Source organism: Microbacterium sp. 67-17, from assembly GCF_001898325.1.
In the GTDB taxonomy this organism is placed as follows: Bacteria; Actinomycetota; Actinomycetes; order Actinomycetales; family Microbacteriaceae; genus Microbacterium; species Microbacterium schleiferi.
In genome coordinates this window covers 371,037-383,617 of record NZ_MKTR01000024.1, presented here as the reverse complement: position 1 = coordinate 383,617, position 12,581 = coordinate 371,037, and the positions used below count along the sequence as shown (strand labels likewise).

Below are 12,581 nucleotides of genomic sequence, written 5' to 3'. Positions count from 1 at the left end.
TCTCGTCAGTTCTGCACACCCCGCCCGCGCTCAAGCCGGATGGCGGTTCGCACTGCGGCCCGGGCGCGTCGCCGGTCGCCCGCCGCGTCATAGACGATCCCGAGTCGATACCACGCCCGCCAGTCATCGGGTGCGTTCTCGACATCCGCTTTGAAGCGGGGAAAGAGCGCGTCCCCGTCAGCGCGCATGACCCGGCCGCTGGGGCGCACCGCGACGAGATCTTCCGGCACCTCCCCCTCGGCCTCAAGGCGCCGACCGAGTTGTTCGGCACGCACACCGAACCACAGTTCACGCGCAAGCGCCCAGATCGCGATGACCGGCAACACCACCAGCACAGCACCCATCGCCACACCGACCGGGTCGCCGCTGATCAGCAGCAGCCACGCCCGTTGGGCTACCAGGGCGATGTACAGCAGCAGGAGCGCCGCCATCACCCCCACGGCGATGCGCGAACTCATGCGCCGGTGGCGCGGGCTACCTGCCCGGGTACGCCGCCCTCGTCGACGGGGGCCTGGTCGACAAACGCCGGCAGACGGATGCCGATGTCAAGAAAGGTGTCCAGCCCGATCACGACGCCGCCGGGTTCGACGCCGGCGGAGCGATGGGCTACGGCTCCGAGTACGAGCCGGATGCCGGGGGCGTAGGCGGCTGCCGGGTCGATCGTGTCGTGGGCGAGGGTGAGCGTCTCCCCCGGCCCCGAGAGCACGACGCTCTGGCTCGCCACCACTCCCGGGCGCCGGAGGGAGTGGATGGGAACGCTCGCGACCTGCTGACCGCGCGCCCGCTGGTCGACATGGGGAGCGGCGACCGGGCCCGCATCTGCACGGGCTGCTGCAATCAGTTCAGCGGTACGCACCGCCGTTCCTGAGGGCGAATCGATCTTGGTCTCGCGGTGCGCTTCGATGATCTCGATCGAGGGGAAGAAGGGAGCAGCGGCGGCAGCGAGCGCTGAACCGATCACCGATCCGAGCGAGAAGTTCGGAATGAACACGGCCCTGATACCAGCCTGCTCGATCTCGGGCCGGACCCGCGCGATGCGCTCGGCCGACCACCCCGAGGTGCCGACGATGATGTCGATCCCACGCTCTGCCGCGGCGCGCACCACGTCGATCGACACGGCGGGAATCGTTGCATCCACGACAAGGTCTGCGCCGTCAAGCGCTGACATCGCTGACCGCGAGTCGAGCTCAGCATGGACCTCGAAGCCAGGCTCAGCAGCAATAACGTCGCGGATGATTCCGCCGAGCTTGCCCGTGGCACCGACGATGGCGACGCGTGTGGTCATGGGCTCCAGCCTATCCGCGGCATCCGGCCCCGCAGCGCACGCTCAGAACGCGTAAGCCTCGGGAAGCCCGGTGCGGTCTTCGACCGGAATATGCGCGAGGTCATTGTGGGAGAGCAGCGTCCAGGGCCTCCCCTGCTTCTGTGCGAGCACCGTCAGACCGCAGTTCGCCTGATTCAGCGTCATCCACTTCCACTCGGGAGCCTGGAGCACCTCACGGACGAACCATCCGATGACGAAGTTGTGGGTCACGAGCAGTTCGTGGACCTCACCGGACTTGCGCACCAGGAATGCGTTGACGGCGTCGGCCATCTGAGCACGACCCGCCTCAACCTCTTCTTCGGTGACCCCTCCGAAGAACGGCTCGAACACCGCGGGAGTCTCCTCGACCATGCCGGTGGGAACGCAATCGAACAACAGAGCCGACGGTGTCGGAGTGAGGGCAGGCATTCGCTCCGCGATCGCCCGCGCTGTCTCAGCGGCGCGATCGAGCGGGGAATGCCAGAGCGCGTTGAAAGGGATCCCCGAAAGGCGGTCGGCCAAGAAAGCTGCCTGCCGCTTGCCGCGGGGTGACAAGGGTCCGTCGATCAGACCATGCTCGGCATCCAGATGCTCACCGTGGCGAACGAGATAGATGTAGTGGGTCACGGGGCCGCTTCCTCGACGTGCTCGGAACAGTCCTACCCTAACCTCTCGGCCCGGGCGGGTGGTCTCAGTCCGCCGCGCGCGCGATATCTGCCAGCTGGGCTCGCGTGAGCCGCACGCCCACGCCCTGCACGAGCTCGTCGACCTGGTGGGGGGCGAACGCGTTGATGATCGGGGCCGTAATGATGCGCTGAGCGAGAAGCCAGGCAACGGCGACTGAGGCGTTGGTGACGCCCAGCTCCGCGGCAATCGCATCCAGCGCCTTCAGGGTGCGTGTACCGCGTCGGTTGACGTTCGCCGTGATCTGCTTCGCCCGAACCGACAGCGGTCCGTTGAGACGGTCGCGGTGCAGACCCGACAAGAACCCGTGCTCGAGGGCGTGAGAGGGCGTCACCGCCATCGACTGAGCGCTGGCGACCAGCCGCAGATCGCTGTCGAACTCGTGCCGCCGCAGGACGTTGAAGGGAACATCAAGAACCGAGATCCGGGGGTACCCTGCGGAGCACAGGATTCGAGCCTCCACGAGCTGCGCCGCTTGATACCCGATCGCCCCGATCGCGCGGACCTTGCCGGCGCTGATGAGCCACTCAGCGGTAGCGAGCGTCTCTTCGACCGCAGTAGTCGTGTCTGCCCGAGCGTCGAGGTAGAGGACGTCGATGCGGTCGGTGCCGAGGCGCGTGAGCGAGGCCTCTGCGGCTCGCACGAGGTCGACAGGCCCGAGCCCCGGGTGGTCGGGATGGGCACCGACCCGCACGGCCAGCACGACGTCATCGCGGATGCCGCGCTCAGCCATCCATCGGCCGATGATGTGTTCGCTGCGGCCGCCCGAGAAGCTGTCTGCCGTGTGGATGGCATTGCCGCCCGCACGCACATAGGTGTCGAGGATCTCGTGGCTCGTGGCCGCGTCGACGGTCCAGCCGAACTCACCGCCGCCGAGGATCAGGGGGAAGACCGACATCCCGGTCTCGCCGAGATCGACGCGCACGTTCGAGCCGAGCGGCTGACCCAGGACGGGAATCGGGGCGGAGGGATGGGCGGGGTTCACTGCCCCGGCTCCTGCCGTTGCCGCGGCACCGACGCCGAAAGCAGCCATTCCCTCACCCCCTTTCACGGTGTCCGTGGTGGTGAGTCACGGATGCCGGCGCGCTCCCCGGCGCGTGTTTCGAGGGTACGGCGTAACAGCGGTGGTGCGGCGGCGCCAGGCGACACAGGCGTGAATATTACATAACGCTTCGATCACGCCGGAAAGCGAGAACGCCCGCCCCCTGAGGGACGGGCGTTCTCGAAACCAAGCTCAGCCTTCGGCCGGAGCCTCCGGACCCTCGTTCGCGGCAGCGCGGCCCTCCTGGTCGGCGGGCTCGTCGATCACGGGCTCGAGCGAGAGCTTGCCGCGGTCGTCGATCTTGGTGATCTTGACCAGAAGCTTCTGCCCGACCGAGAGCACGTCCTCGACGTTCTCGACACGCTTGCCACCGGCGAGCTTGCGGACCTCGCTGATGTGCAGCAGGCCGTCCTTACCCGGCAGCAGCGAGACGAACGCACCGAACGTCGCGATCTTCACGACGGTTCCGAGGAACTGCTCGCCGACCTCCGGGTTGGTGGGGTTGGCGATCGCGTTGACCTGAGCGCGGGCGGCCTCGGCCGATGGACCGTCGGTCGCGCCGATGTAAACGGTGCCGTCTTCCTCGATGGAGATGTCGGCGCCGGTCGCATCCTGGATCGCGTTGATCGTCTTGCCCTTGGGGCCGATGAGCTCACCGATCTTGTCGACCGGGATCTGCACGCTGATCACGCGCGGAGCCGTCGGAGCCATCTCGTCGGGGCCGTCGATAGCGGCATTGATGACGTTCAGGATCGTCAGACGCGCTTCCTTGGCCTGCGTGAGAGCTGCCGAAAGCACCGACGACGGGATGCCGTCGAGCTTCGTGTCCAGCTGGATCGCCGTGACGAACTCGCTCGTGCCGGCGACCTTGAAGTCCATGTCGCCGAGCGCGTCTTCAGCGCCCAGGATGTCGGTCAGTGCCGCGTAGCGGGTCTGACCGTCGACCTCGTCCGAGACCAGACCCATCGCGATACCGGCGACGGGTGCGCGAAGGGGCACGCCCGCGTTCAGGAGCGAGAGCGTGGAGGCGCACACGGAACCCATCGAGGTCGATCCGTTGGAGCCGAGAGCCTCGGAGACCTGACGGATCGCGTACGGGAACTCCTCGCGCGGCGGCAGCACCGGCACGAGCGCACGCTCGGCCAGGAACCCGTGGCCGATCTCGCGACGCTTGGGGCTGCCGACACGACCGGTCTCACCGGTCGAGTAGGGCGGGAAGTTGTAGTGGTGCATGTAGCGCTTGCTCGTGGTGGGCGAGAGCGAATCGATCTGCTGCTCCATCTTGAGCATGTTCAGCGTCGTGACACCCAGGATCTGGGTCTCACCGCGCTGGAAGATCGCCGAACCGTGCACGCGCGGGATCACCTGGACCTCGGCATCGAGCGGACGGATGTCGGCAAGCCCACGACCGTCGATGCGCACGCCCTCGGTGAGGATGCGACCGCGAACGATCTTCTTGGTGACCGACTTGTACGCTGCCGAGAACTCACCCAGCGCCGTGTCGGGGAGCTCCCCAGCCTCAACGGCTGCAACGAGCTCTGCCTTGACGGCATCCTTGAGCTCGTCATCGGCGTTCTGACGCTCGACCTTGTCGGCGATCTGGTAGATCGGCACAAGCTTGTCGTACGCGCGACCAGCGACGAAGTCGTACGTCTCGTCGGCGTACGCGGGGAAGACCGGGTAGGGCTGGATCTCCTTGGCGGCGGTGTTCGCGACGACGTTCTGCGCGGCGACGAGCTCCTTGATGAAGGGCTTGGAGGCCTCCAGGCCCTGCGCAACGATCTCTTCGCTGGGCTTGGTGGCGCCGCCCTTGATGAGGTTCCAGCTGCCTTCGGTAGCCTCTGCCTCGACCATCATGATCGCGACGTCACCATCGGGCAGGACGCGCCCTGCGACGATCAGATCGAAGACGGCATCCTCGAGCTGCTCGGCCTTGGGGAACGCAACCCACTGGTCGGCGTGCTCGCCGTGACCGGGGATGAGCGCGAGACGGACACCCGCGATCGGACCCGAGAACGGCAGCCCCGAGATCTGGGTCGAGAGGGATGCTGCGTTGATCGCGAGCGCGTCGTAGAACTCGCCCGGCGCGATCGAGAGGACCGTGACCACGATCTGGACCTCGTTACGCAGCCCCGAGACGAACGAGGGGCGCAGCGGACGGTCGATCAGGCGGCAGACCAGGATCGCCTCGGTCGAGGGGCGACCCTCGCGGCGGAAGAACGAACCGGGGATCTTGCCCGCGGCATACGAACGCTCTTCGACATCCACCGTCAGCGGGAAGAAGTCAAAGCCCTCGCGAGGGTGCTTTCCGGCGCTCGTGGCCGAGAGCAGCATGGTTTCCTCGTCGAGGTAGGCGGCAACGGCGCCCTGAGCCTGCTGAGCGAGGCGTCCGGTTTCGAACCGGACGGTGCGGGTGCCGAAGCGGCCGTTGTCGAGAACGGCTTCAGCGGCGGTGATTTCAGGACCTTCCAAGAGGTCTCTCCTTCTTTGTTTCGACTCGCGCACCCGTGTGGCGCGCGAGCACATGCGAAGGAGCAGGAACAGGCAGTATCGAGCGTGCGGCACTTCCCCGCGTGAATCGTCGGCGCTGGCCACCAGTAGAAGACCACCCGGCGCTATTCGACGGGGAACCCACCACAGGGGACCAGCTTCCTGCCGGCCTGCTCCATGAAGCTCACTGTGAAGTTGAGCGGATGCCGTAAGGCAACCCTGACGATCCTATCAGGGCCGCGCAGGGCGCACCGGGTCGACCGACTGCCGCTCCGGTGATCGCCGCACCGGGCGGGATCCGGAATCCGGTGTGACGAGCGACGCCGTCGTCGAGATCGGTCGCCGTGAGATCGTGACGTAATCCCCGTGCTTCGCTGTCAGACCATCTCCGGCGGTGCGGCCGCGAAGCCGCCGCCAGAGCCAGGGCACGGCGTCGCGACGCACCCAGCCGCGCGGGTTCGGATCATCATCGTCGTGGAAGGCCGAGTCGAGGTTCGCGAGCTCGTCGGCGTACGGCACCCCCAGGGCCTCGGCTGCCCGATAGGCGACGAACCGGTGACCCTTCGACCGGAAGTGGACCTTGTCGTCGGCCCACATGTCCAGGTCGCTGATGGCCGGCTGTGCCTCGAGATCGAGCAGCATAGAGCCGGTGTGGGCGGCGATGCGTCGAATCTCGGAGTTGTAGATCGCGACACGTCGGGCGAAGATCATCGCCGCCCGGCGCCGAGGCAGCACGATGCTCACCAGCAGCACGTCGATGCCACGCGAGCGCAGCTCCACGACAGCCCGCTCGAGTCCCTTTGCCAGGGTAAGCGGATCAGCGCCGCGGCTTACCAGGTCGTTCGCGCCCATGAAGACCGACACCAGATCCGGCTCCATCTCCAGCGCACGCGGGAGCTGCTCGACGAGGAGGTCCCGGATCTTGCGGCTGCGCACGGCAAGATTTGCATACCGGAAGGGCTCCGCGGTCGCCGGGAGTCTCGCCTCTCGGGCCCCGGCCAGCAGATCCGCGAGGCGGTCGGCCCACCCGCGGTACTGACCCTTCGGCATCCGCGATGTGTCGCACAGTCCCTCGGTCAGGGAATCGCCGAGTGCAACGAAACGGGACCACCGCGGCGTCCCCTCCGTCGCGGGCGCTGGCGGCGCTGCGGGCCGAGTCGCGGCACGGGCAAACAGGGCGTCATCGATCGGGCGCAGCATCCGAGCTTCGCTGTAGTGGCCGATGAGCTGGCGGCCCAGGGCCTCCCAGGTGCGCTCGCGCACGGATTCACGGGCCGCGGTGGCAAACGCGCGCCGTTTGGATTCGTCGCCGATGAGGTCTGACACCCGCGCGCGGAGGTCGGCGAGGTCGCCTGGCCGATAAAGCCATCCGTCGACGCTGCTGCGAACAAGATCGACCGGTCCGCCCGTTCCTGTCGCGACAACCGGAACTCCCGCCGCGAGCGCTTCCTGGATCGTCTGGCCGAACGTCTCGCTTTCACCGGGGTGGACGAAAACGTCGAAGGATGCCATCGCCTCGCCCAGCGCATCGCCGGACAGGTGTCCGAGGAAGACCGCTCGCGGCAGGGCGCGCTCGAGCGCGGGTCGAGAGGGCCCATCCCCGACGATGACCAACCGGGTTCCCGGAAGATCGTGCAACGCGACGAGGTCTTCGACCTGCTTCTCGGGGGCGAGGCGCCCGACGTAGCCGATGATCGTCTCACCCGGGGCGACGCGCTGCCGCCAGCTGGCGCTGCGATGCTCGGGAGCAAAGCGCACGGCATCCACGCCCCGCCCCCACCGGCGGAGGCGATCGATGCCGAGACCTTCGAGCTGGGACATGCTCGCCGAGGAGGGCACCAAGGTCAGCGTCGAGCGGCGGTGCAGTCGCGTCAGGTGCGACTGCACGATGGATGTCGCAGCCGGCAGCCCATACTTCTGGGCGTACGCGACCACATCCGTCTGGTAGACCGCGACAACGGGAACCTTCAGCGCGTCGGCGGCCGCTGTCCCCTGCCAGCCGAGCACGAAGGGCGACGCCAGGTGAATGACATCGGGCCGGAACTCCCGCAGGTGAGCCGCAAGCTTCGCCGCGCGAGCGAACACGACACGAACCTGCGGGTACGAGGGCAACGGCACCGACCGCAGCATTGTCGTGCGAGCGCCGGACAGATCAGCGCCGCGCAGATCCGCCTCGACGTCGCCGGCCTTGGGCGCGATGACAAGGGTTTCGTGTCCCTCGTTCGCGAGATGACGAAGGATCTGGAGCACCGAGCCAGTGACTCCGTTCATGTGGGGGAGGAACGATTCCGCCAATACCGCGACTCTCACGCCTCCAGGGTGACGCGTGCCGGATCGCCGAACACGCTGAGGCAGGCAGGGTCGCCGAGAGTTCACCGGATGCACGCCATCGCGTCACCGGACGTGCCCCGTTCGGTCTCCGTTCACCCTCCAGTGTTACCCAGAGGTGTGATCGATGAGGTGCTGACGCACGTTGCCGGCAGCCCCTGGGCACTCCCCCTCATGTTCGCTCTCGTCCTGGCCGATAGCCTGCTCGTGTTGGTGCCGGGAGAGGTGGCCGTGACCGCCTTCGGGGCCCTCGCCGTGACCGTCGGCTCACCACCGCTCCTGGGCGTCGTGCTGCTGGCCGCGCTCGCTGCCTTCCTCGGCGACATGATCGTGTACCTCGTCGGGCGCCGCGTGGGGCTGGATCGGTGGGCGTGGATGCGGGGGCGCAGAGTGGGTGCCGCGATCGGGTGGGCCCACCGGCGACTGCACCGCTCGAGTGCGACGGTGGTCTTCACGGCACGGTTCATCCCGTTCGCCCGATTGGCGGTGAATCTGACGGCAGGAGCATCGCGGGTGCCGGCTCCGCGATATCTCGCCCTCGTTGCCGCCGCTGCGACGGGGTGGGCGGTCTACCAGGCCGCCGTCGGCGCGATCGTCGGACGACTCGTGCCAGGGGGCCCCATCGTCGCCGTCCTCATCTCCATCGGTGTCGCGATCGTGCTGGGCCTGGCGATCGACCTGATCGTCACGCGCATCTCGTCCGCGCGAGCCGACAGCTCTCCCGACGAGGAAGAGACCCCGGCGTAGCTCGCACCCCGGTTCGGCACACCCCACGGGCGCCACTCACCGCCCTCGGGCGAAACGCCGGACGTCAGCGGACCCAGAGCTACGCCTGAAATGCAGATCCATCCTTGTAAACCAACACATTCACAGCTACTCTCACACATACACAGATTTCGGGGTCAGGGATGACGCCGGGTGGGAGAACACTCATGTACGCGACGGAGCGCCAGCAGCGCATCGCGGGAATCGTCACCGACGAGGGCCGCGCATCGGTAACAACCCTGTCAGCCCTGTTCGGCGTCGCGCAGGAGACGATCCGCCGCGATCTCGACCAGCTGCAGGCCGACGGCGTGCTCCTGCGCGTGCACGGCGGCGCCGTTCCCGCGGGCCGAACCAGCGCTGCCGAGCCGAGCCTCGCTGCCCGCGAAGCGACCGCAACCGAAGCCAAGGAACGTATCGCCGCGGCAGCGGTGGATCTGATCCCCCGCGGTCTCGGCGGCGCTGTCCAGATCGATGCCGGCTCCACGGCAGCGCGCGTCGCCCGCCTTCTTGCCGCTCGAGAAGACGGCAACGCCTCGCTCACGCTCATCACGAACTCCGTGATCACCGCGTCGATGCTGAGCCACCTGACGACTCCGGGAGTGCGCGTGATCGGCGGACGACTTCGGGCGCTGACCGGCGCCCTGGTCGGCGCGGGAGCGATCGAGCAGATCGCCGGCTTGCGGCCGGATGTGGCGATCATCGGGACCAATGCCGTGCACGCGCAGTTCGGGCTGAGCACACCTGATGAAGCCGAGGCTGAGGTCAAACGAGCCGCTGTCGCCTCGGCGCGGCGGGTGATCGTCGTCGCTGACGCATCGAAACTCGGCGAGGAATCACTCGTGCGGTTCGGAGGGCTCGATGACATCGATGCCCTCGTGACCGACGGTGAACCGGATGCCGACCTGCGCGAGGCGCTGCGGGCCGCCGACGTCGACCTGGTGCGAGCATGATCGTGACCGTCACGATCAACCCGAGTGTTGATCGCACGATCCAACTTCCCTCCCGACTCGTCCGCGACGCTGTCCTTCGCGCGAGCGCTGTCACGTCGCAGGCAGCCGGAAAGGGCGTGAACGTCTCGCGGGCGTTGGCTCACGCATCCATCCCGACGCGGGCGATAGTCCGGGCCGATTACCACGATCCGTACGTGCGGGAACTCGTCGAGAGCGGCCTGGCGGTCATCACCGTGGATCCGGGCGCCACCGTGCGCACCAACATCTCGCTGGCCGAACCCGACGGCACGACGACGAAGATCAACGAACCCGGTTCACCGCTGAGCGCCGCCGCCGTGGCAGCCCTTCACGATGTCGTAGCAGCCGAGGCGCCCCGGGCCAGTTGGCTGGTTCTTGCCGGCTCGCTCCCCCCGGGCGCCGATGTCGAACTGCTCGCCGATCTGGCACGGACGGCGCGGATCGCCGCACCGGGCGTGCGCATCGCGGTCGACACCTCCGGCGCGCCGCTTGCAGCGCTCCGCACCGCGGGCGTGCGGATCGATCTGATCAAACCCAACATCGAGGAACTCGCGGAGTTGACCGGATCCGACCCCGCGGCTCTCGGGACACCGGAAGCGGTGGCGAGCGCGTGCGCAGCACTGCGGACCGACGGAATCGTCGCCGTGCTGGCAACTCTCGGCGCCGCGGGCGCGGTCCTCGCCTCCGCCGATGGCGCCTGGCACGCGACCCACCCGCCGGTGGTCGCCCGCAGCACTGTCGGCGCCGGCGACTCGTCCTTGGCCGGCTACCTCATCGCCGACGCCGAAGGGCTCCCGCCTGCTGCGCGCCTCGCACGCGCCGTGGCCTACGGCTCGGCCGCCGTCTCGCTTCCCGGGACCACCATCCCGCGCCCCACAGACACCCGCCCTGACCAGGTCACGGTCACCGAGATCCACCTGCCCGCCACGGTGACAGCACCGTGACGTTCATCAAAGGAGAGAACATGTCAATCATCACCCCGGAGCTCGTCGCTCTCGATGTCGCGTTGGGAGCGACATCCGGGGACGTCATCGATGCCCTCAGCACCATCATCGCCGGCGCGGGTCGCACAACCGATGCCCACGCGCTTTCGGCAGACGCTCACGCCCGCGAGGCGCAGACCTCGACCGGCATGCCCGGCGGGATTGCAATCCCCCACTGCCGCACGGCTGCCGTGACGGAGCCCACACTCGCCTTCGCGCGCCTGTCGGACCCGGTGGACTTCGGCGACGACGACCCGAGCGATCTCGTGTTCTTCATCGCCGCGCCGATCGGAGCCGACACCGATCACCTCGCGATCCTCTCCACGATCGCCCGCGCGCTGGTGCGGGAAGAGTTCGTGGACTCGCTCCGCGCCGCCACCTCGGCGCCGGAAGTCGTCGCCCTGATCGACGAGGCGATCGCCCCGGCGCCTGCCGCGACCACCGCGGCACCGGCGGCGCCCGATCAGCGCGTGCTCGTCGCCGTCACCGCCTGCCCGACCGGCATCGCCCACACGTACATGGCGGCCGATGCCCTCGTCGCCGAGGCGAAGAAGCGCGGCATCCGCCTCGAGGTCGAGACGCAGGGGTCGAGCGGGTCAACCGCGCTCGATCCCGCCGTGATTGCCGCTGCCGACGCCGTCATTTTCGCAGTGGATGTGGATGTGCGGGGCCGCGCGCGCTTCGCCGGCAAGCCGGTCGTTCAAGGCCCCGTCAAGCGCGGGGTCGAAGCTCCCGGCGCCATGATCGACGAGGCGCTGGCCGCGGCCGCGAACCCGGATGCTGCGCGCGTCGCAGGTACCGAGACCACGACGGCGAGAACCGATGCCGCCAGCGAACACGCCGGGCGCAAGCTCCAACGCTGGCTTCTCACCGGCGTCAGCTACATGATCCCCTTCGTTGCCGGCGGTGGTCTGCTCATCGCCATCGGGTTCGGCCTCGCGGGATACGACATCAACGCGACAGCTGGCGACATCGTCGCGTCGTCGTCCCTGTGGAACCTTCCCGACGGCGGCTTCTGGACCTACATCGGCGCTGTCGCCTTCGTCATCGGCGCCGCTTCCATGGGCTTCCTGGTGCCGGCGCTTGCAGGATTCATCGCCTACGCGATGGCCGACCGGCCCGGCATCGCGCCGGGGTTCGTGGTCGGCACGATCGCCGTCATGATGAACGCCGGCTTCCTCGGCGGTATCGTCGGCGGCCTCCTCGCGGGCCTCGTGGCAGCATCACTCACTCGTATCCCCGCGCCGCGGTGGCTCCGTGGTCTCATGCCGGTCGTCATCATTCCGCTGCTGGCCTCGATCGTGGCATCCGGTGCCATGATCCTCTTCCTCGGCGGACCGATCGCCTGGCTCATGACGACGCTCACGGACTGGCTCAACAGCCTCACCGGCGTCGGAATCGTGCTGCTGGGCGTGATCCTGGGCCTCATGATGTGCTTCGACCTCGGCGGGCCCGTCAACAAGGTTGCATACTCGTTCGCCGTTGCTGGGCTGGGCGCTGCATCGTTGGCCAACCAGGTGCCGCTGGAGATCATGGCAGCCGTGATGGCCTCGGGCATGGTGCCGCCGCTGGGCCTCGCTCTTGCCTCAACGGTGCTTGCCCGCAAGCAGTTCACTCCCGTCGAGCGGGAGAACGGTGTTGCAGCCTGGCTGCTCGGCGCATCCTTCATCTCGGAGGGCGCGATCCCCTTCGCCGCAGCCGATCCGCTGCGCGTCATCCCTGCCTCGATGCTCGGCGGTGCCGTGACCGGTGCGCTCTCGATGGCCTTCGGGGTCACCTCGCAGGCACCCCACGGCGGCGTTTTCGTGCTCTTCGCCATCGGGAACATCCTGTGGTTCTTGCTGTCTATCGCGATCGGCGCCGTGATCACCGCTGTCGCGGTCATCGGCCTCAAGCGCATCGGTCGGAAACCAAGCGCCGCGATCGTCGAGGCTGCGGGAGCCGCCGACGACACGGAGGCCAGCGGCGTGCTCGCCAGCGGTGCGGCTCGGGCCTGAGAACCCACGATGCCCCGGCCC

Annotated in this window: 10 protein-coding genes; 4 read left to right on the top strand and 6 right to left on the bottom strand. The window is 68.1% G+C overall.

Annotated elements, in window-relative coordinates; genetic code table 11:
* Positions 1–5: 5 nt before the first annotated feature.
* The 6 genes from BGO47_RS11505 to BGO47_RS11480 all read right to left on the bottom strand — a co-directional run bounded on the left by BGO47_RS11505 (position 6) and on the right by BGO47_RS11480 (position 7,790).
* Positions 6–458, bottom strand: coding sequence for a hypothetical protein (locus BGO47_RS11505; RefSeq protein ID WP_292712051.1), 453 nt, complete (start codon positions 456–458; stop codon positions 6–8).
* A complete protein-coding gene (gene dapB / locus BGO47_RS11500) occupies positions 455–1,285 on the bottom strand; it encodes a 4-hydroxy-tetrahydrodipicolinate reductase (protein WP_292712049.1) in 831 nt (276 codons plus the stop codon). Before dapB ends, BGO47_RS11505 begins: the two co-directional genes overlap by 4 nt.
* A 42-nt stretch (positions 1,286–1,327) precedes the next feature.
* Positions 1,328–1,930, bottom strand: a complete 603-nt coding sequence (locus BGO47_RS11495; protein ID WP_292712047.1) for a histidine phosphatase family protein — start codon at positions 1,928–1,930, stop codon at positions 1,328–1,330.
* A gap of 64 nt (positions 1,931–1,994) precedes the next feature.
* Positions 1,995–3,020 (bottom strand): aldo/keto reductase, encoded by a 1,026-nt coding sequence (locus BGO47_RS11490; RefSeq protein WP_292712045.1) that lies wholly within the window; start codon positions 3,018–3,020, stop codon positions 1,995–1,997.
* Positions 3,021–3,221: 201 nt separating this feature from the next.
* Positions 3,222–5,501, bottom strand: a complete 2,280-nt coding sequence (locus tag BGO47_RS11485; RefSeq protein ID WP_292712043.1) for a polyribonucleotide nucleotidyltransferase — start codon at positions 5,499–5,501, stop codon at positions 3,222–3,224.
* Positions 5,502–5,750: 249 nt separating this feature from the next.
* Positions 5,751–7,790 (bottom strand): glycosyltransferase, encoded by a 2,040-nt coding sequence (locus tag BGO47_RS11480; protein WP_292712042.1) that lies wholly within the window; start codon positions 7,788–7,790, stop codon positions 5,751–5,753.
* A gap of 177 nt (positions 7,791–7,967) precedes the next feature.
* Between BGO47_RS11480 and BGO47_RS11475 the strand changes: the two genes are divergently transcribed.
* The 4 genes from BGO47_RS11475 (at position 7,968) to BGO47_RS11460 (ending at position 12,560) form a co-directional block, all read left to right on the top strand.
* On the top strand, positions 7,968–8,594 hold the full coding sequence (locus BGO47_RS11475; RefSeq protein ID WP_292712040.1) for a VTT domain-containing protein: 627 nt from the start codon (positions 7,968–7,970) through the stop codon (positions 8,592–8,594).
* A gap of 185 nt (positions 8,595–8,779) precedes the next feature.
* Complete coding sequence (locus BGO47_RS11470) at positions 8,780–9,562, top strand: DeoR/GlpR family DNA-binding transcription regulator (protein WP_292712038.1); 783 nt, start codon at positions 8,780–8,782, stop codon at positions 9,560–9,562.
* On the top strand, positions 9,559–10,524 hold the full coding sequence (locus BGO47_RS11465; protein ID WP_292712037.1) for a 1-phosphofructokinase family hexose kinase: 966 nt from the start codon (positions 9,559–9,561) through the stop codon (positions 10,522–10,524). The genes BGO47_RS11470 and BGO47_RS11465 overlap by 4 nt, the downstream gene beginning before the upstream one ends.
* A gap of 20 nt (positions 10,525–10,544) precedes the next feature.
* Complete coding sequence (locus tag BGO47_RS11460) at positions 10,545–12,560, top strand: fructose-specific PTS transporter subunit EIIC (RefSeq protein ID WP_292712035.1); 2,016 nt, start codon at positions 10,545–10,547, stop codon at positions 12,558–12,560.
* Positions 12,561–12,581: the final 21 nt, after the last annotated feature.

Bases quoted from the DNA above. Each gene is read 5' to 3' on its own strand.
- BGO47_RS11505 (WP_292712051.1), bottom strand. From the start codon at position 458: ATGAGTTCGCGCATCGCCGTGGGGGTGATGGCGGCGCTCCTGCTGCTG.
- dapB (WP_292712049.1), bottom strand. From the start codon at position 1,285: ATGACCACACGCGTCGCCATCGTCGGTGCCACGGGCAAGCTCGGCGGA.
- BGO47_RS11490 (WP_292712045.1), bottom strand. From the start codon at position 3,020: ATGGCTGCTTTCGGCGTCGGTGCCGCGGCAACGGCAGGAGCCGGGGCA.
- BGO47_RS11480 (WP_292712042.1), bottom strand. From the start codon at position 7,790: ATGAACGGAGTCACTGGCTCGGTGCTCCAGATCCTTCGTCATCTCGCG.
- BGO47_RS11470 (WP_292712038.1), top strand. From the start codon at position 8,780: ATGTACGCGACGGAGCGCCAGCAGCGCATCGCGGGAATCGTCACCGAC.
- BGO47_RS11465 (WP_292712037.1), top strand. From the start codon at position 9,559: ATGATCGTGACCGTCACGATCAACCCGAGTGTTGATCGCACGATCCAA.
- BGO47_RS11460 (WP_292712035.1), top strand. From the start codon at position 10,545: ATGTCAATCATCACCCCGGAGCTCGTCGCTCTCGATGTCGCGTTGGGA.